Origin of the sequence: Saccharothrix sp. BKS2, assembly GCF_047689505.1 — a bacterium.
GTDB classification, from domain to species: Bacteria; Actinomycetota; Actinomycetes; order Mycobacteriales; family Pseudonocardiaceae; genus Actinosynnema; species Actinosynnema lopnurensis.
On sequence record NZ_JAUQOL010000013.1, the window covers coordinates 236,318 to 256,127 of the forward strand.

Here is a 19,810-nt window from a genome sequence, read left to right on the forward strand (position 1 = left end):
ACCGAAGGACTCCTTTTGTCGACCCCACCTGCCGACACCCACCTGCCCGCGATCCACCTCAGGCCCCCGCGCAACTGGATCAACGACCCCAACGGGCTGACCCACCACGACGGCTACTACCACGTGTTCTTCCAGTACAACCCGAACGGGCCCGACCACACCGGCGTCCACTGGGGCCACCACCGCAGCGCGGACCTGCTCACCTGGGAGGAACTGCCGGTGGCGCTGGCACCCACCCCCGGTGGCGACGACGCGGACGGCTGCTTCTCCGGCAACGCGGTCTCCGACGGCGACCGGGTGCTGGCGTTCTACTCCGCCTACCGCACCGACCGCTGGTGGCAGCCGATCGCGGCGGCGGAGTCCCGCGACGGCGGCCTGACCTGGCACAAGCAGCCCACCCTGGTGATCCCGACTCCTCCCGAGGGCACGTCGATGTACCGCGACCCCTACGTCTGGCGCCACGGCGACCGGTGGCGGATGCTCGTCGGCGCGAGCGTCACCGGCGAGCGCGGCGCGGCCCTGCTGTACGAGTCAGCCGACCTCGCCGACTGGCGCTACCTCGGGCCGTTCTTCGCCGACGGTCCGGGCCTCACGCCCGCGGCGGAGGGCTGGACCGGGTGGGAGTGCCCCCAGTACGCCGCCTTCGGCGACCGCGGGATCCTCGTCGTCAGCCTGTGGGACGCGGTGGCGGGCCCCCGCAGCACGCGCGTCTACGTGGGCGGTGAGCACGCGGACCGGTTCGTTCCCACCGGCCATCAGCCCTTGGACCACGGCCCGGACCTGTACGCCCCCGCCCTGCTGCACGCGCCCGACGGCCGCTGGCTGCTGTGGGGCTGGTCCTGGGAGGCCCGCGACCGGGAGTGGACCCGCGAGGCGGGCTGGGCGGGCATCCTCACCGTGCCGCGGGAGGTCTCGCTCACCGAGGACGGGCGGGTGCGCCAGCAGCCCGCCGCCGAGGTCCTCGGCTACCGCGGACGCAAGGTCGTGCACGCCACCGGCTGGTCCCGCAGCGACGACCTCGGCGTGGTCGGCCCCGCCTTCGACCTCACCGCCCGGCTCCGCTCCCGATCGGGGTCACCGTGCGGCGTGCGCTTGGAGACCGCGGACGACGAGCACCTCGACATCGTCGTCGACCCGGTCGCGGGCGAGCTGGTCGTGGACCGCGACCACGCCTCGCTGGACCCCCGCGCGCTGAAGGGGCGCTACCGGGTCCCGCTGGGCGGGCCGCGGGCGCCGGACGGCTCGGTGGACTTCAGGGTGATCGTGGACGGCTCGATCGTCGAGGTGTTCCTCGGCAGCGGCGAGGTCCTGACGCTGCGCTGCTACCCGACCGGCCCCGCCCCGTGGCGACTGCGGACCACCGGCGGTCCGGACCACGTCGTCGACGTCTGGGAGTTGACCGCCGGCGGGCAGCGGACCGCCGTGGGCGAGGACGAACTGCACACCCGCGCGAGCTGATCGCGCTCATCGCGCGGGGCCCGTCGGGACGCTGCGTCCCGACGGGCCCCCGCACCGCTCAGGGACGCGGCGCGGCCACCGATCCGCGTTCGCGCAGGGGCATCGCCACCCTGTGCACCCCGGAGAGCTGCGCCCCCTCGTCCAGCACCAGCTCCACCGCACGGCGCCCCATCCCGTGGTGCGGCAGGGCCAGGGTGGTCAACGCGGGGTGCAGCCACGAGGCGATGTCCTGGTCGTCGAAGGAGATGACCGAGACGTCCCCCGGGATCGACAGGCCCGCCTCGGCGAGCGCCTGGTACGCCCCGAACGACACGCGGTCGGTCGAGCACACCAGCGCCCGCAGCGGGACGCCCGCGGCGAGCAGTGCCCGGACTTCGCGGTACCCGTCCTCCGCGTTCCACCCGCACTCCACCACCCCGTCGAGCATCACGCGTTCCGCCCGCAGGGTCTCCTGGAGGCCGCGCATGCGCTCGTTGCCCGCGAAGATGCCCTCCGGGGTGGCGGGCACGGCCTGGTGGCCGCCGATGGCCCAGATGCCCGAGCGGTGGCCGGCGCCGAGCAGCACGCGGCCCGCCGTCCGACCCGCCTCGATCTCGTCGGGCACGACCGACGGCGCGTCGAACCCCGGGGCCAGGCAGTTGAGCAGCACGACCCGTCGTCCGTGCAGCTCCTTGGGCGGCACGACGTAGCGGGTGAACATGGTCGCCAGGATCACGGCGTCCGCCTGCCGGTCGAGCAGCACGTTGACCACCGCGGACTCCGAGGCAGCCGCCCCGTTCGTCTCGGTGATGATCAGCGAGTGGTCGCGCTCCGCCGCCGCCTCCAGCGCGCCCCGGACCACGTCGCCGGCGAACGGCGTGGTGGTGATGCCGTCAGAGACGAAGCCGATGGTCCTGGTGCTCCTGGTGCGCAGGCTGCGGGCCGTCGCGTTGGGGCGGTAGCCCAGCGCCTCGGCCGCCGCCCGGACCCTGGCGCGGGCGGCCTCGGAGATCCGCACGCCCTCCCGCCCGGACAGCACGAACGACGCCGTCGTCGGCGACACGCCCGCGCTGCGGGCGACATCGGCCATGGTCACCCGTCGTCCACTCGTCATCGTCACCCCTCGTCCACTCCCGGGAGACCGCGGCACCGGGCACACCGGGCACCGCGGTCTCGCGTCGCGACAACAGTACGGTCCGCGCACGGGTCCGGCACCGCGCGGCGGTGCGCCACGCGGTGCCGGACGGGTGCGTCACCCGGTGATGGTGCCCATGCGCCAGACCGTCATGGACTCGACCACCGCCCCGTCGCCGAACAGCCTCAACCCGAGGGAGTCGTCGCGGTGGGTGTACGCCCGCGTCGTGATCGACTTGTGCGAGTTGGCGAAGGCTTCGACCGAGGACCGGTCGACGAAGACGTCGAGCGTGAGCTTGCCGCCCTCCAGCGCGAGCGGTCCGCTGTGCACGCCGAGGTCGGCATCGACGTTGGACCGGTTGCCCGCGCGGGTGCGGTCCACGCCGAACTGGCCGCTGCCGGTGTCGTGGAACAGCCGGGTGCGCTCCTCCTCGCCGGGGCTGCGCAGCACGTCCAGGCCGAAGCGCTGGGCGGTGCCCGGCTTCACGGTCAGCCGGACGTGCAGCATGTCGCCCTTGATCGCCGCCAACCGGTTGTTGACGTCGCCGATGCCCGTGGGGGTCTTCACCTCCAGCAGCGGCGCCCCGGTGTGCAGGGCGGCCACCTCGCGGACCGGGTTGATCGCCAGGTCGCCGTCGGGGCGCACGCCCAGCTCGACCGGCAGGCCCGCGTTGTGCGCCCACCCGGCGTCGAAGTGCGCCTGTTCGGTGCGGCGGTCCTGGGTGATGCTGAACAGCAGGGACCGGCCGTCCGGGCCCACCGTGCCGCTGGGGCCGGTGAAGTGCTCGCCGTAGTCGAACAGCTTCGGCGTGGTGGTGTCGGGGGTCCAGCGGCGGGTGTTCGCGTCCCAGGTGCCGACCCAGTAGAAGGTGTTCTTGCTGCTGTGCGGGCTCGCGCTGGTGAACGCCGGGTTGACCAGGAACGCGTGCTTCTGCCTGCCGGCGGCGTCCTTGCCGAGCGGCAGGAGCACCGGCAGCTCCCACACCTGGCCGGTCTTGGGGTGGGCGCCGACGTCACCGGTCATGAGCGGGCCGGCGTAGGTCCAGTCGGTGAGGTTGGTGGAGGTGTAGAGCAGCGCGGTGCCGCCGACGTCGGCTCCGCCGGTGCTCTGCACGCCCGATCCGACCAGCTGGAACCAGGTGTTGCCCTCCTGCCACACGTACGGGTCGCGGAACTCGCCGAAGCGGACCTTGCGGCCGGCGCCGACGTCGAGGTCGGCCCGCTGCTCGGTGACCAGGCGCGGTTCCATCCGCCACTCGACGAGGTCGGGGTCGTCCGGGTCGACCGGCCGGGCGATGCCGGTGGCCTGGTTGGGGCGCTTGGAGTCGTCGCCCGCGGTGATGAACAGGACCGGGTCGCCGTTCTGGTCGAGGGTCGCGCCGCCGGACCACACGCCGTCCGGGGCGACGCTGCCCGCGGTGGGTGCCAGGGCGACCGGCAGGTCGCGCCAGTGCACGAGGTCCTTGCTGACCGCGTGGCCCCAGCTGATGTTGTGCCAGTACGGGCCGTGCACGTTGTGCTGGTAGAACAGGTGGTACTGGCCGTTGGCGAAGATCGGCGAGTGCGGCTCGTTCATCCAGTGGTTGGGCGCGGTGAAGTGGTAGCCGGGGCGGTACTTGTCCCCGTCGTAGCGTGAGCGGTCCTGCACGATGTCGGCGGCCGGGATGGTCCCGCCTGCGAAGGTCGCGAGAGCCGCGGCGTGGTCGGCGGCGACCTCGGCCGGGGTCAGCGCCCGGCGCTGGAGCTCCACCTCGTCGACGAGGCCGCTGAACATGTTCACCGCGAAGGTGCCGTTGATGATGACCGGCTGGTTGTGCTTGCCGATCAGCAGCGGCACACCGGACTGCTGGAACCTGGCACCGGTCGGGATCGCGGTCTCGGCCACCTGCGCGCCGTTGAGGTAGAGCCGCATCCGGCCCTGGGCCGGGTCGAACGTGGCCACCAGGTGGGCCCACGCGTTGGTGCGCAGCGCGGCCGACGCCGGAGCGGTCACCTCGCGCCAGGCATCACCCGTGCCGATGCCGAACTTCCAGGTGCCGTGCCGTCCCACCCCGAGGGAGAAGCCCCGGTTCGCGGTCTGCTCCTGCTGGTTGACGATCGCGGAGACCTTGCCCTCGTCGCCCCACTCGAAGCCCTGCGGGGCGACCCACGCCTCGACGGTCAGGGCGTTCTGGTCCAGCTGCACCGCACCGGCGGGGCGGCTGACCCAGGTCGAGTAGCCGTCGAACAGCAGCGCCTTGGACAGCACGCCCTTGCCGTCGTTCGCGGGCTGCCACAGCGGGTCGCTCTTGGGCTTGTAGACGGGCTGGTTGAACACGTAGCTGATCGGGTCTGCCTGGCCGCTGACCCGTTCGACGGTCGAGGCGCCGGAGCCCTCGCGGAAGTCCCAGTGGGCGGCGGTGGCGCCGACGGGCTGGTCGAGCCCGATGCGGAGGTCGTCGAAGTTCAGGTGGCCGAAACCCGCGGTGGACTGGTCGACCAGCTTGACGCGCAGCTGCTGGCCGAGGCGGTCGCGAACGTCCCAGGTGACCCTGCGGTACGCCTCGCCGTCGGTGCCGGTCGCCTTGTGCAGGACCGTGCCGTCGGCCGTGGTCAGCGCCGCGTACAGGTTGGCCTCGTCCCGGCCGCCGCCGACCAGCACGCTGACCACGCCGGTGCCCGTCACGGTGAACGGGTCGGAGGTGAGCGTGCCGGTGGCCGCGTCACCACCGCTCTTGAACCCCCACAGGTGGTAGGTGCCCTGCTGGTTGAAGCAGCAACCCCAGCCCCAACCCGTGTCGGTGGTCAGCGCGTTCGTGAACGCCTGCCCCTGCGCCGTCCACCCGGACAGGTTCCCGGACTCGAACCCCGCGTTGGTGACGCCGCTGCTCGCGGGTCGGTCGAGCCCGACGCGGACGTCGTCGAGGTTGATGTGACCCCAACCGCCGGTGGCCTGGTCGACCAGCTTGATCCGCAGCTGCTGGCCCAGGCGGTCGCGAACGTCCCACGTGACCCTGCGGTACGCCTCGTCGTCCGTGCCGGTCGCCTTGTGCAGGATGGTGCCGTCGGCCGTGGTCAGCGCCGCGTAGAGGCTGTTCTCGTTGCGGCCACCGCTGATCAGGAGGCTGACCACTCCGGTGCCGGACAGGGTGAACGGGTCGGAGGTGAGCGTGCCGGTGGCCGCGTCACCACCGCTCTTGAACCCCCACAGGTGGTGGGTGCCCTGCTGGTTGAAGCAGCACCCCCAGCCCCAACCGGGGTCCGAGGACACGGCGTTCGCGAACGCCTGCCCCTGTGCCGTCCACCCGCTCAGGCTGCCCGACTCGAAGCCGGGGTTGGCCAGGGCGCCGGGATCGGCGGTGGCCTGGGTCGCCAGTGGTGGACCGAGCGATGCGGCCGCCATCAGGGCGACCAGCAGAAGCCCGGCGCGACGCACCAGGCCCCTGGTGGCATGACGTGCCATGTGATGCCTCCTCGACGTTGAGGTGATAAATCGAAACATCGTGGGCGCTGATGCTGCGGGCAGGTGTGCTAGGTAAACAAGGTGGTAACGAGGCAACTTTATCGTTTTGTTACACCAGGATGTCTCTTGTTCACACTGGTAATTCGATTTACCATCGTGCTGAGTCGCCGCCTTCACCGGTCGCAACGGGCCTACCGCGAGCCACGGTCGTGCCCACCCGTCCCTCTCCCAAGACCGCATGCCGTCGCGACCACGACCGGTACGGCGGACCGTCGAACCAGGAGCTGCCCGATGAGCCGGACGCACGACCGCGGTGATCACCGATGAAGCGGGTGCGCTGCCGCTGCGCGCGGCGACAGCGGACAGCGAAGACGACCCAGCCCCACGACGCCCGGGACGCGGAACACGTCCCGCCTGCCCAACCTCACGCCCACCCGGGCTCCACGGCCCGCTCCACCGCACCGCTCCCCCGAGAAGAAACGCAGGGCAGCCCATGACAAGACGCTTGATGACAGCCGTGCTGACCGTGGCGGCGCTCGTCGCCTCCACGAGCCCCGCCCTGGCGGCTCCGGCAACCGAGCCCCACCGGCCGCAGTTCCACTTCACCCCGGAGCGGAACTGGATGAACGACCCGAACGGCCTCGTCCACCACGAGGGCGAGTACCACCTCTTCTACCAGCACAACCCCAACGGCAACTCGTGGGGCGACATCTCGTGGGGTCACGCGATCAGCCGCGACCTCGTGCACTGGCAGGAACTGCCCGTCGCGATCAGCCACGACGAGGACGAGATGGTGTTCTCCGGCAGCGCCGTCGTCGACCACGCCAACACCTCCGGCTTCGGCACCCGCGACGAGCCGGCGATGGTGGCCGTCTACACCAGCGCCCCCAAGACCGGCGGGAAGCAGGCCCAGTCGCTGGCCTACAGCACCGACCGCGGTCGCACGTGGACCAAGTACGCGGGCAACCCCGTGCTGGACATCGGTTCCGCCGAGTTCCGCGACCCGAAGGTGCAGTGGTACGCGCCCACCAAGAGCTGGCTGATGGCCGTTGCCCTGTCCGCCGAGCGCAAGATCCGCTTCTACTCCTCCAAGGACCTCAAGTCGTGGACGGAGCTCAGCGACTTCGGCCCGGCAGGAGCGGTCGGCGGCGTGTGGGAGTGCCCGGACCTGTTCCCGCTCCGGGTCGACGGAGACCCCCGCAGGACCAAGTGGGTGCTGGTGGTCAGCATCAACCCCGGCGGCATCGCGGGCGGCTCGGCCGCGCAGTACTTCATCGGCGACTTCGACGGCACCCGTTTCACCCCTGACGACGACGGCGGCTACACCCCACCCGCCGGTGTGGCGGTCGAGGACTTCGAGTCCGACTACGGCGACTGGATCACCACCGGCAGCGCCTTCGGCACCGCACCGGCCACCGGCCCGCTGGATGGGCAACTCCCCGTGGGCGGCATCGAGGGAACCGGCTACGCCAGCAGCTTCCACGGCGGCGACGGCTCGACCGGCACCCTCACCTCCCCTCCATTCACCGTCGACAAGCGCTACCTCAACTTCAAGGTCGGCGGCGGCCGGCACCCGCACGACCCGGAGGCGGTGCCCGGCGACGCACCACCTCCGACGGGCGAGGTCCTGGTCGACTTCGAGGGCGGCACCTACGGCACCTGGACCGCCACCGGCGAGGCGTTCGGCACCGCACCCGCGACCGGCGCCCTGCCCGGCCAACTGCCGGTGTCGGGCTGGCAGGGCAGCGGCCTGGTCAACACCTTCCTCCGCGGTGACGCCACCACCGGCACGCTCACCTCACCCGAGTTCACCCTCACCGCGCCCTACGTGAACTTCCTCGTCGGCGGGGGCAACCACCCCTCCGACTCCGAAGCGCCCACCGCCGTGCGGCTGATCGTGGACGGGCAGGTCGTGCGCAGTGCCACCGGCAAGGATTCCGAGGCGCTCAACTGGGCCTCCTGGGACGTGCGCGACCTGACCGGCCGCAAGGCGCGCTTCGAGGTCGTGGACCAGAACACCGGTGGCTGGGGCCACATCCTGGTCGACCAGGTGATGTTCGCCGACGCACCGGCCAAGCCGCGCTCCACCGAGACCTCCGTCAACCTCGTCGTGGACGGCGAGGTCGTGCGGACGACCACCGGGGCGGACAGCGAAACCCTGGACTGGGCTTCCTTCGACCTGCGCGAGCACCTCGGCAAGCAGGCGCGGATCTCCGTGGTCGACATGAACACCGCGGGCTGGGGCCACGTGATGGTCGACCGGTTCGCGCTCGCCGACGCACCCGCGAGGTCCACCGTGGAGCGGGCGGACTGGGTCGACCACGGCAAGGACTACTACGCGCCCGTGTCGTGGGAGAACGCCCCGGACGGCAAGCGCTACGCGATCGGCTGGATGAACAACTGGCAGTACGCCGGCGCTGTCCCGACCTCGCCGTGGCGCAGTGCGCAGAGCGTCCCCAGGCAGGTGGGGCTGCGCACCACCGGCGGCGAGATCAGGCTGGTCCAGGAACCGGTCCGCGCCCTCGACCGCCTGCACCGAGGGGCGCCGTTCCTCCTGCACGGCAGCACCGTCCGCGAAGGCACGCGGTCACTCGGCAGGCGTGCCGAGGACCAGGCGCTGGACATCGAGGCGACCTTCTCCCTCCGCGACGCCGAGCGCTTCGGCCTCAAGGTGCTCAGCGGCCCCGGCCAGGGGACGCTGATCGGCTACGACACCACCACCGGAGAGCTGTACGTGGACCGCACCCGATCCGGGCGCACCGACTTCAGCCCCGAGTTCCCCGCCGTGCAGCGCGCGCCGCTGGCCGCGGTGAACGGGAAGGTGACGCTGCGCGCCCTGGTGGACCGGTCGTCGGTCGAGGTCTTCGGCGGCGCGGGTCACGCCGTGATCACCAGCCAGGTCTTCCCCGACCCGACCAGCGACGGGGTGGAGGTCTTCGCCGAAGGCGGGGAGGCCCGGATCGACCGCCTCACCATCCACGACATGGGCACCTACCGACGCTGACCGCCCGCGGTGGCGGGAGCCCGCGCGGGCTCCCGCCACCGCTCCGACAAGGGAACACGACATGATCATCGTTGGTGGCGAGGCCCTCATCGACCTCGTACCGGACCACGCCGGCGGCTACCGCCCCCTCCCCGGCGGCAGCCCCGCCAACACCGCGGTCGGCCTCGGCCGGCTCGGCACGCCGACCGCGCTGCTGGCACGCCTGGCCGACGACCACCTGGGCACAGTGCTGCGGGCCCACCTGGAGACCTCCAACGTCGACCTGCGTCACACCGCCGAGTCGACCGCCCCGACCACACTCGCAGTCGTGGACGTCGACCAGGACGGCGCGGCCGACTACTCCTTCTACATCGACGGCTGCGCCGACGGCGGTTGGCAGGTGACCGACCTCCCGACCGACCTTCCACCCCACGCGGCACTGCACGTGGGCGGCTCCTTCGCCCTCGCCGTCGAACCGATGGCCACGGCGTTCGAAACCCTGCTGTCCCGCGAACACCCCCACCGCGTCATCACCCTCGACCCCAACATCCGCCCGGTGCTCATCCACGACGACACCACCGTGCGCGCCCGGCTGCGGCGCTGGCTCGGCATGGCCGACATCGTCAAGGTCAGCGCCGACGACCTGGAGTGGATCGCACCGAACCGCCCACCCGCCGACGTCGTGGCCGAGTGGCACCAACAAGGACCCGTCCTCGTCGTCGTCACCCGCGGCGCGGACGGCGTCCACGCCTCCGGTCCCACCGGTGACGTCGACCTGCCCGCCCTGCCCGTCGACATCGTCGACACGGTCGGCGCCGGGGACGCCTTCATGGCCGGCCTGCTGGCCGCCCTAGACCGCAACGACCTGCTCACCCGGACCAACCTGGTCACCCTGACCCACGCCGAACTCGCCCACGCCCTCACGTACGCCCAACGCGTCGCGGCCATCACCTGCACCCGTCCCGGCGCCGACTCCCCGTGGTTCGACGAACTGCTTCCCATCGGAACCAACCTCCCATAACGAAGCACACCCCAACACGCTCAACGCAACACAGGATCTCGGCGTCCCGGTCGGAGTGGATCGCATCGTTCACGGGTTTGCAGCCAGGGCAGTTCTGCAAGTTGGTGTGGGTGGTGGCCGAGTGCGGTGGTGACGCGATCGCGGACGGGCGTCCTGGTCGGCAGTGGCGCCTGGACTTGGCCGACCGGGTGTTGTTGGTGGCCACCTACTGGCGTACCAACCTCACGATGCGGCAGCTCGGGCCGCTGTTCGGGGTCTCGCACGCCGTGGCGCACCGGGTCGTCGACACCGTCGGCCCGCTGCTCGCCCTGGCCCCGGTGAGGCGCCGCCGCGTCGACCAGGTCGCGATCGTGGACGGCACCCTGTGCCCACCCGCGACCACCGTCTGGCCGCACGGTCGAAGAACTACCGGTACTCCAGCAAACCCCGCGACGGCACCGTGTTGGCCGACTGGCAGGAAGAGCTCAACACCGCCCACCGGTCGATCCGTGCCCGCGCCGAATACGCCTTGGCCCGCATGAAGAACTGGACGATCCTGCGCGACTACCGCCGCGCCGCCCATACCTTGCGCGACACCGCCTCCGGCATCGCCCGCCTCCACAACCTCGCCCTCACCGGCTGACCGAGAAGTACTCGAAGCCGCCAACCACAAGATCGGTTACGTGACAGACTTTAGTACGACAACGACAGGTCGTGATGTCCGCGTCTCCGGTGATGGCTGATTCGAGCGCGGGCTTGGCTTGTTCGCCGCCAGGTCGACCAGCGCAGGGCGTGGTCAACACTGTGGGCGAGGCGGTCGGCGAGACGGTTCCATAATCGGCGGACCTCGTTGACGGACAACGGGATCAGCGAGTGGTCGATGCCGGACGTGGAGCCCCCTTTTTGGCGATCTCGCGAGTGATCACAAGGAAGGCCAGGGCAGTCATGGACAGTGTGATGTGCCGGTACCACGCCTGGTAGCCGCGGACCTGGTAGTGGTCCAGCCCGGTCTCGTTCTTCGCGGTCTGGAAGCACTCCTCGACCGCCCACCGCGCTCCCGCGATCCCCACCAGGCGCCGCAGGGTGGTGTCGGCCGGGCCGAAGCAGATGTAGTAGGCGATGTCGGACGGATCGGAGACGCTCCGCCTGGCCAACAGCCAGTGACCCCAACCCGGCCTGCGCAGCGGACGGATGTCGACCGCGGCCCAGTACGCCATCCGCGGCCCCTTCGAACCCGCACCGGCCGCGAGCCGTTCCCACGCCGTGTCGGACAGCTCGGCGATCAAGCGGTGGACACGAACCTCGAGCAACCCGGACGACACCGCCATCGCGTTCTTCTGCACCGCCACCACGTGCGGGATGTCCAGGTTCTCCAGCCACAGGCGGAACATCGTGTCGTTGCCGTAGGCCTCGTCCGCGGTGACCCACCCGAACGGCACCCCGGCCTGCACCGCCCGCTCGATCATCCGCCGGGCGGGCGTCTGCTTGGCCGCGAACCCGACCCCGTCCCCGATCCCCGCCTCCCGACAGCGTTCCCTGTCGTCGGTCCAGTCCTTCGGCAGATACAGCTCCCGGTCGATCAACGCCCGCCCGTGCGGCGAGGAATAGGCCAGGAACACCCCGATCTGCGAGTTCTCGATCCGCCCCGCCGTCCCGGAATACTGACGACCCATCCCGGCGGATTTGGTGCCCTTCTTCAGAAAACCCGTCTCGTCCACGATCAGCACGCCGTCGGAGGCATCGCCGATGGCCTCCACCACCGCCGCCCGCACGTCGTCACGCAGCCCGTCGGTGTCCCAGGCGTAGAAGTTCAGCAGACGCTGCATGCCCTCCGGCCCGGCGTCACCGGCCGCCTCCGCCAACGTCCAACCGTTCTTACGCTCCACCTCGGACAGCAAACCCCGGACATACCACCGCATCCGGCGCCGCGACTCCACCCGAGGAAACCGACCCGCGAACCGACCCAGAAACGCATCGAACCCCGCCGACCAACCCGCCACCAACTCCAACAACACAGAGATCAACTACCAGATCCCAGCCTCGATAATAACCTGTCGTTGTCGTAATATTGAGACGAAAGTATTCGGTTGCCTACATGTCGGCGTAGCGGACGTGCGGTGCCCGGAAGTAGCCGCGGACGAGGTGCGGCTGGTGCTGGCGGCGGCGCAGGAAGCGTCGGGTCTCGTGGGCGAGGCGGTCGACGTTGTGGGCCCGTGAGGCGTTGACGTTGCGTTTCAGGTCGGCGCCCCGCAGCTCGTCGGGGTTCAACTCGGGGCTGTAGCCGGGCATCAGGTGCAGCTCGACCCGGTCGGCGTTGTCCTCGAGCCAGGCGCGGACGGCCTTGCTCCGGTGAACCGGGTGCCGGTCGGCGATGACGTGCACCTTCCGGTCCGCCTGGTGGGCGAGGCGGTCGAGGAAGCCGGTAAACACCGGCGCGGTGAAGCGTTCGGTGAACACGGTGAACCACAACGCGCCACGCGAGGCGACCGCGGACATGACATTGACCCGCAGCCGTTTCCCGGTCACCCGCACGACCGGCGTGCGCCCCTTCGGCGCCCAGGACCGGCCGGGCGGGGCGGCATCCGAACGCAGTCCGCACTGGTCGACCCACGCGATCGCCGCACCCTCGGCCTTCGCCCTGACCTCGATCGCCGGATACGCCTTGTCAAGCCAAGCGCGCACCGCGGCGGGCTGCTGCTCGTAGGCCCGTCGAGCCGGGCGTTGCGGGGTGAAGCCGTGGCGGCGCAGCCACAGGCCCACGCCCTGCTCGGTCATGTCGACCCCGACGACCAGGCGGATCAGCTCCACCACCGCCTGGCGGGTCCACAGCGGCCCGCCGATCAACAACTCCTCCGGGGTGTAGTCGGCCATCGCCGCGAACAACGTGCCCCGGTCCTCCGCGTCGATCAGTTCGGCGGGGCCGGGACGTCCTTTGCGGGTCGCCAGGCCGTCACGACCCTCCTGCCGGTAGGCCCGCCACCAGGTACCCACCGACCGCACCGAGACCCCGAACACCTCCGCCGCCTGCCGATAGCCCTCGACCTGCCCGGACTCCAGCGCCGCGACCACCCGCAACCGTAGGACCTCCTGCTCCGCAGGAGACAACCGGTGCGCACCCTCGACCTCAACCACCCGCCCAGCCTACAGGCAACCGATCACTTTCGATTCAATAACTACCCGGCATTGGGTCAAGTCCCTTACCGGTGGACCCAACGCTCGTGGGCGTGCGGGTCGACGTTGCCGCCGCAGATGACGGTGACGACGTGGCGGCCGAGGAAGCGGTCGCGGTCCTCCAGCACGGCGGCGACGCCGAGCGCGGCCGAGGGCTCGACGACCAGGCCGGTGTGCTCCAGGAGCAACCGGATGCCCGCGATGATCGACGACTCCCGGACGAGGACCGCGTCGTCGACCACCGCGAGGAGGTCGTCCAGGACCTCGGGGATGGGGTGCCGCCCGGTGACACCGTCGGCGATGGTGGCGGCCGACTCGGTGGTCACGACGCGGCGCTCGTGCCAGGAGCGGGTCATCGCCGGCGCGCCCGCGGGCTGCACGCAGATCACCTCGACGCCGGGGGCCAGGCTCTTGAGCGCGTAGCCGATCCCGGTGGCCATCGCACCGCCGCCCAGGGCGATCAGGATGGTGTCGAAACCAAGCCGTGCGCGCGCCAGTTCCAGTCCGATCGTCGCGGCGCCCTCGCAGGTCTCGATGTCCAGGCTGTCCTCCAGTAGCCGGACGCCGCGCTCCCGCGCGATGCCCGCCGCCCGCTCGCGGGCCGTTTCGATGTCGCCGTCCACCAGCTCCAGCTCCGCTCCCAGCGCTCGGATGCGGTCGAGCTTGGCGACGGACGCCCGCCGCGATGCCACGACCGTCACGTCGAGACCACGCCGTTGACCCGACCAGGCGAGCGCCTGACCGAGGTTCCCGGCGCTGGCACACACCACGGCGGCTCGCCCCTGCTCGACCAGCAGGCTCGTCACCAACTCGGTCGCCCGCCCCTTGAAGCTGCGAACAGGGTTCGCCGTCTCCAGTTTGACGCTCACCGCGCAGCCGAGCCGGCGTCCCAGTGCCTCGCACGGGTCCAGGGGGGTGTCCAGGAAGACGGGGTCGATCACCCGGCGGGCGGCGTGAATCCGGTCGAGGTCGAGCCGCGTCCTGAGCACGTCGGGACGATACACACCGATGACGCCGGTCAAGCGGGGGCGAGGGATGGGAACTGCGACATGGGCAGCGACCCGGTACCGCGCCGCTGCGGCCCGACCTGGCGGGAGTTCCTCACCGCCCAGGCCGAGACCATCACCGCAGCAGATCTCCTCCACCTCGACACCGTGATCGACAGGCGCCTGCACGCGCCGGCGTTCCTCGAACCGGCACCTGGCGCCTGCATGTCAGCGCCCTGGCAGCGGATCGGCAGCAGGTGGTGAGCACCCGGCCCTGAACGCCAAGCCCTTGACCAGCATCGATGTCTTGTCGAACGACACAGGAGTTCCTAGGGAAAACGTTTACAGGTCTCAGGGGTCACCACCGCGGGTGTTCGGGCACGGTCCACGTCCCGTTCGGGCACCACGGGTCGTTCGCGGGACCGGTTCGCGTGCGGTTCTCGCAGACTGCGTCGCGAGCACACCGACCACACGCCCGGGAGAGCGCATGGAGTTTCGCGACAGTGTGGCCCTGGTCACCGGTGGGACGTCGGGCATCGGGCGGGAAACCGCGCGACTGCTGGCAGCGGGCGGCACCTCGGTGGTGGTTTCAGGTCGGGACGAGGCGCGCGGCGCGCAGGTGGTCGCCTCCATCCGGGACTCCGGCGGGTCGGCCCGGTTCGTCCCGGCCGACCTCGCAGACCTGGAATCGGTACGCGCCCTCGCCGAGGACGCCGGCGAGGTGGACATCCTGATCAACAACGCGGGGATCTTCCCGTACGCGCCGACCACCGCACAGGTCCCGGAGGACTTCAGCCGGCTCTTCGACCTCAACGTGCGCGCACCGTTCTACCTGACCGCCGCGCTCGTGCCGGGCATGGTGGCACGAGGCAGCGGCAGCGTGGTCAACGTGTCGACGGCGACGAGCGTCCTCGGCTTCCCCGGTTTCGGGGTGTATTCGGCGACCAAGGCAGCGCTGGAGTCGCTGACCCGGACGTGGGCCGTGGAGTTCCGCGGCACCGGTGTGCGGGTCAACTCGGTGGCCCCGGGCGCCACCGGGTCGGAGACCGTCATCGGACACGGCGAGGCTGTCGTGGCGATGCTGGCGGAGCAGATCCCGCTCGGGCGCATCGCCTCTCCCGCCGAGGTCGCCGAGGTGGTGGTGTTCCTGGCCTCCGAGAAGGCCTCCCACGTCCACGGAGCCAGGTTCGTCGTCGACGGTGGGCGCACGGTGCTCTGAGCCGCGCACGACCCGCCCCGCGTCGAGCCACGCCCGGGCCTGGGCGACGTCGTCCAGCACCACCACCGCGCTGCCCGCCGGGGGCAGCGTCGCGAGCACCACGTCCAGCCGGGCCACCACGGCGCGCAGGCACTCGGGGCTCCCACCACACCAGCTCGCGGTCGTCCGCGCCGGCCCCGACGTGGTGGCGCAGCACGGCGAGCAGCCGCTCGTCCTCGACGACCGAGGCGGGCAGGGCGAGCCCCACCCGCGCACCGAGGAGTTCGACGGGCTCGTGGGAGTCCAGCCGCTGTTCGACCAGGCGCTTGAACAGCGTCGCGTAGCCCCTGGGCAAGACGACCTCCTCCTGCTCGAACAAGCCGACGACCAACGCGTCGCCCACCCGGTCCCAGCAGATCACCCTCGCCTCCCAGCGGCGCGCACCCGGTCCTGCCCGGCCAGTGGAACACCTGCCGCGCGAGGTGCGCGGTCCACGAGGGGACGAAGGCACCTTCGGCAGTGGTCCTTGCCCGTTCGTCCGGACCGGGCACCGGCGGGTTGCCCGAACGGGTAGAGCCGCAGGCCGAAGGGTCACTCCCCTTCGGCGACGGAACCCGTCCGGCGGCCCCGATCACCTACCTTCGTGGCTGCCACCAGCGCAATCGGCTCCACGCACCGTCTGCCGAACGGAGCAGCGGAGTGGTTCCGGCGCCTGCGGCCGGGGTGCTCCCCCGGAGGGCCGCGACCTCGCCGACGACCACCACGCCCCATCCCGGTCCTGTTCAGGAGGCTGATCGCCGATCATGAGCGACTACGTCCGGAAAGTCCTGTCCGACCTGGGGGTGGACCCGGCGGCGCTGCGCGACGACGCTCGACTGCGCGGCGACCTCGGCCTGGACTCCACCGAGATGACGCAGCTGGAGATCGAGCTGAACGAGCGGTTCGGCGTGCGGGTCGACCTGTGGGGCGAGGAGGACTACGAGCTGTCCCGACTGGCCGACGCGGTGCTCGGGGACCAGGCGCACCCCGTTCGCTACCGCCGGCACGGGTGGTGGCGGCCGGAGTTCCTGGACGAGCTGGCGCTGGGCGGCCACCCCGGTGACCGGGTGGCGCTCGTCGCCGGCGAACGGTCACTGACCAGGGCCGAGCTGGACGCGGCGGTGTCCGGCTGCGCGGCGCGGTTGGCGGGCCTCGGGATCGCGCCGGGTGAGCCCGTGCTGGTCCAGCTGCCCAACCAGGTGCAGTACGTCGTGCTGGTGCTCGGGCTCGTCAGGCTCGGCGCGCGCCCAGTCCTGGCCCTGCCCGCGCTGCGCGAGCACGAGCTCGACCCGGTGCTGGAGGCGGTGCGACCGGTGGCGCTGGCGGTGCCGGCGCGGCAACGCCGGTTCGACCACCTCGCGCTGGCGGAGGGGTTGAAGGACCGGCACCCGTGCGTGCGACGCCTGCTGGTCTCCGGCGGGGTCGACCCCGAACGCGGCCACGTCGACCTCGACGCCTTGGTCGACGGGCCGCCGGCCCCGTTCACCCCGGACCGCCCCACCCCGTCGGACACCGGCCTTTTCCTGCTCTCCAGCGGCACCACCGGCGCCCCCAAGCCCATCCCGCGCACCCACGAGGCGTTCGGGCACGTCATCCGCACCTCTGCGGAGGTGTCGGGGCTGACCCCCGACTCGGTCTACCTCGCGGCCATGCCCGCGACCCACAGCTTCGTCTTCGGCCACCCCGGCATCCTCGGCGCGCTGGCGCGCGGCGGGCGCGTCGTGCTGCACGAGCCGCACGACCCCGCCGCCACGCTGGCCCTGATCGAGCGCGAACGCGTCACGCACTGCGCGCTGACCCCCTCCCTCGCCCAGCAGTGGCTGACCGCCGCCCGCTCCCGCCGGCACGACCTGTCCGACCTGGAGGTGCTCCAGGTCGGCGGGGCCCGGCTGGACGAGGACACCGCGGCCCGGCTCGCCGAGGTGTTCGACTGCCGGGTGCAGCAGGTCTACGGCATGAGCGAGGGACTGCTGAACTTCACCCGGCTCGACGACCCGACCGACGTCGTCCTCGGCACCCAGGGCAGGCCCTCCTCCCCCGGTGACGAGACCCTCGTGGTGGACGAGGAGGGCCTGCCGGTCCCCGACGGGGAGGTCGGCGAGCTGGTCACCAGGGGGCCGAGCGTGATCACCGCCTACCACGGCGGCGCCGCACCCGAGTCCTTCACCGAGGACGGCCACTACCGCACCGGCGACCTGGTGTACCGCCACCCCTCCGGCAACTTCGTGGTCGCGGGGCGCCTCAAGGACGTGATCAACCGCGGTGGCGAGAAGATCCCGGCCGACGAGCTGGAGGCGCTCGTGCGCCGGCACCCCGGCGTGCGCGCGGCGGCGGCGGTCTCGATGCCCCACCGCGTGCTGGGCGAGGCGGTGTGCCTGTACGTCGTCGGTCACGACGGCGGTGCGCCGGGGCTGCGCGAGGTCCGCCGCTTCCTGGAGGACAGCGGGCTGGCCCGGTTCAAGCTCCCCGAACGACTCGTCGAGGTGCCGGAACTGCCGGTGAAGGGGGTCGGCAAGGTCGACAAGGTCCGGTTGCGCGCGGACATCGCGGACCGGTTGGCGGCGGAGTCGGCCGGGGCCGGTCGGGGGACGGCCTCGTGACCGCGCCGGCGGTGTGCGTGTTCTGCAGCGCGTCCGAGGACATCCCGGCGCCCCACGTCGACCTCGCCGGACGCACCGGCGCCGCGATCGCCGCGCGCGGCTGGACCCTGGTCTCCGGCGGTGAGCGGGTGTCCATGATGGGCGCGGTCGCACGCGGGGCGCGCGCTCGCGGGGGCACGACGGTCGGCGTCGTCCCCCGTTGCCTGACCGACCGGACCGACCCGGACTGCGACGAACTGGTCCTCACCGACTCCATGGCCGAACGCAAGTCGGCCATGATCGACCGGTCCGACGCCCTGCTGGCCCTCCCCGGCGGCCTGGGCACCTGCGACGAGCTGTTCGAAGCGTGGACCACGCGGATGCTGGGGCTCCACGCCAAGCCCGTCGTCGTGCTCGACCCGGACGGGCACTTCACCGAGCTGCTGCGGTGGGTCGACAGCGCGGTCCGCAGCGGCTTCATCGGCGAGCGCTCCCGCGACGCCCTGGTGGTCGCGCGGGACGTGGACAGCGCGTTGGACGCGTGCCTGCCGCGAGCACGACGGCCGGTGCGGTCGTGACGACCGGCGCGACGACCGCGCCGGGGGCGGTCCCCCCGGCGCGCGACCTGGGCGAGCGGGACGAGGCGTTCATCGCGGACCCCTTCCCGTGCTACGGGGCGCTGAGGGCGAGCGGACCCGTGCACCGGGTGCGGCTGGCCGACGGGCGCGCGGTCTGGCTCGTCGTCGGCCACGACGAGGCGCGGGCCGCCCTGGTGGACCCCCGGTTGAGCCGGGAGTGGGTCAACGCCTCCCCCGACTACGCGGGTCCGGTGGGACCGGCCGGACCGGGCCGCTCCGCGATCGGCAAGCACCTGCTCATCGCCGACCCACCGGACAGCGCGCGGCTGCGCGGGGTCGTGCTCAAGGCGTTCAGCCGTTCCCGGGTCGAGGCGCTGGTGCCCCGCATCCGCCGCGCGACGGACGAGGTCCTGGGCTCCTTCGAGCACGACGGCCACGCCGACCTGGTGGCGGACTTCGCCGAACCGCTCGTCGGCGAGGTGGTCGGCGGGCTGGTCGGCGTCCCGCTCCTGGAACGGGACGCGATAGCACGCTGGACGCACGAGCTGGCCCATCCCGAGGACGTGGAACAGGAGGTCAGGGCGGCTGCCGCGCTGACCGCGTGGGTCGAGCGGTTCGCCGAGCACAAGCGCCGCCACCCCGGCGACGACCTGGCGAGCCTGTTCGCCGGGCTCGCGCGCGACGCCCCCGACGCGCTGGTCCGGGACGAGGTGCCCGCCATGGTCTTCCTCGTGCTGATCGCCGGCTACCGCACGTCGGTGCACTTCCTCACCAACTCCCTGCTCGCGCTGCTGCACCACCCCGAGCAGCTCGCCGACCTGCGTGCCGACTGGACGCTGCTGGGCAACGCCCTGGAGGAGGCGGCGCGCTACGACGGGCCGGCCAACACCACCACCGTCCGGTTCACCCTCGCGCCCGTCGAACTGGGCGGCGTGAGCATCCCCGGCGACGGGCAGCCGGTGTGCATCGCGCTGTCCGCCGCCAACCGCGACCCGTCGCGCTTCCCCGACCCGGACCGGTTCGACATCCACCGCAACACCGGGGCGCACCTCGGGTTCGGCCGCGGCGGCCGGTACTGCGCGGGGGCTCCCCTGGCCCGGGCGCTGGGGGCGATCGCCGTGCGGTCGCTCCTGGAGCGCTTCCCCGACCTGCACGTGGAGCCCGACGCGACTGCCGACCGGCATCCCGGGCTGCTCTTCCGCGGGCTGCGGCGCCTGCCGGTGGGGTTCACCCCCCGGGCGCGGCCCCGAACACTCTGACACC

Annotated in this window: 13 protein-coding genes and 1 pseudogene; 9 read left to right on the plus strand and 5 right to left on the minus strand. The window is 71.8% G+C overall.

Going from position 1 to position 19,810, the window contains the following annotated elements; genetic code table 11:
- The first annotated feature begins 15 nt into the window (after positions 1–15).
- Entirely contained in the window at positions 16–1,458 is a 1,443-nt protein-coding gene (locus tag Q5530_RS27440; protein ID WP_415365686.1) for a glycoside hydrolase family 32 protein, read from the plus strand.
- 58 nt (positions 1,459–1,516) lie between these two features.
- Here Q5530_RS27440 and Q5530_RS27445 read toward each other — a convergent pair whose 3' ends face one another.
- Both Q5530_RS27445 and Q5530_RS27450 read right to left on the minus strand, forming a co-directional pair.
- The gene (locus tag Q5530_RS27445; protein ID WP_415365688.1) at positions 1,517–2,551 is read right to left on the minus strand and encodes a LacI family DNA-binding transcriptional regulator; all 1,035 of its coding nucleotides are present in this window, start codon (positions 2,549–2,551) and stop codon (positions 1,517–1,519) included.
- A 138-nt stretch (positions 2,552–2,689) separates the two neighbouring features.
- On the minus strand, positions 2,690–6,013 hold the full coding sequence (locus Q5530_RS27450) for a GH32 C-terminal domain-containing protein (RefSeq protein ID WP_415365689.1): 3,324 nt from the start codon (positions 6,011–6,013) through the stop codon (positions 2,690–2,692).
- A 508-nt stretch (positions 6,014–6,521) separates the two neighbouring features.
- Between Q5530_RS27450 and Q5530_RS27455 the strand changes: the two genes are divergently transcribed.
- The 3 genes and pseudogenes from Q5530_RS27455 (at position 6,522) to Q5530_RS27465 (ending at position 10,639) form a co-directional block, all read left to right on the plus strand.
- Positions 6,522–9,017 (plus strand): GH32 C-terminal domain-containing protein, encoded by a 2,496-nt coding sequence (locus Q5530_RS27455; RefSeq protein WP_415365690.1) that lies wholly within the window; start codon positions 6,522–6,524, stop codon positions 9,015–9,017.
- A gap of 61 nt (positions 9,018–9,078) precedes the next feature.
- On the plus strand, positions 9,079–10,017 hold the full coding sequence (locus tag Q5530_RS27460; protein WP_415365691.1) for a carbohydrate kinase family protein: 939 nt from the start codon (positions 9,079–9,081) through the stop codon (positions 10,015–10,017).
- A gap of 35 nt (positions 10,018–10,052) precedes the next feature.
- Positions 10,053–10,639: pseudogene (locus Q5530_RS27465) on the plus strand (helix-turn-helix domain-containing protein).
- A 223-nt stretch (positions 10,640–10,862) separates the two neighbouring features.
- Here the strand turns inward: Q5530_RS27465 and Q5530_RS27470 are convergent.
- The 3 genes from Q5530_RS27470 to Q5530_RS27480 all read right to left on the minus strand — a co-directional run bounded on the left by Q5530_RS27470 (position 10,863) and on the right by Q5530_RS27480 (position 14,156).
- Positions 10,863–12,011 carry an IS701 family transposase gene (locus Q5530_RS27470; protein ID WP_415365729.1) on the minus strand — a complete coding sequence of 383 codons (1,149 nt, stop codon included), beginning with the start codon at positions 12,009–12,011 and terminating at the stop codon, positions 10,863–10,865.
- A gap of 76 nt (positions 12,012–12,087) precedes the next feature.
- Entirely contained in the window at positions 12,088–13,128 is a 1,041-nt protein-coding gene (locus tag Q5530_RS27475; RefSeq protein WP_415365692.1) for an IS630 family transposase, read from the minus strand.
- A 65-nt stretch (positions 13,129–13,193) separates the two neighbouring features.
- Positions 13,194–14,156, minus strand: coding sequence for a threonine ammonia-lyase (locus Q5530_RS27480; protein ID WP_415365693.1), 963 nt, complete (start codon positions 14,154–14,156; stop codon positions 13,194–13,196).
- Positions 14,157–14,216: 60 nt separating this feature from the next.
- Between Q5530_RS27480 and Q5530_RS27485 the strand changes: the two genes are divergently transcribed.
- The 5 genes from Q5530_RS27485 (at position 14,217) to Q5530_RS27505 (ending at position 19,806) form a co-directional block, all read left to right on the plus strand.
- Entirely contained in the window at positions 14,217–14,417 is a 201-nt protein-coding gene (locus Q5530_RS27485) for a hypothetical protein (protein ID WP_415365695.1), read from the plus strand.
- Positions 14,418–14,640: 223 nt separating this feature from the next.
- Positions 14,641–15,372 (plus strand): SDR family NAD(P)-dependent oxidoreductase, encoded by a 732-nt coding sequence (locus Q5530_RS27490; RefSeq protein ID WP_415365697.1) that lies wholly within the window; start codon positions 14,641–14,643, stop codon positions 15,370–15,372.
- 782 nt (positions 15,373–16,154) lie between these two features.
- Positions 16,155–17,990 carry an AMP-binding protein gene (locus Q5530_RS27495; RefSeq protein WP_415365699.1) on the plus strand — a complete coding sequence of 612 codons (1,836 nt, stop codon included), beginning with the start codon at positions 16,155–16,157 and terminating at the stop codon, positions 17,988–17,990.
- Positions 17,987–18,547: a TIGR00730 family Rossman fold protein gene (locus Q5530_RS27500; RefSeq protein ID WP_415365700.1), complete on the plus strand. Its 561-nt coding sequence runs from the start codon at positions 17,987–17,989 to the stop codon at positions 18,545–18,547. The genes Q5530_RS27495 and Q5530_RS27500 overlap by 4 nt, the downstream gene beginning before the upstream one ends.
- Positions 18,544–19,806, plus strand: a complete 1,263-nt coding sequence (locus Q5530_RS27505; protein WP_415365701.1) for a cytochrome P450 — start codon at positions 18,544–18,546, stop codon at positions 19,804–19,806. Before Q5530_RS27500 ends, Q5530_RS27505 begins: the two co-directional genes overlap by 4 nt.
- Positions 19,807–19,810 lie beyond the last annotated feature (4 nt).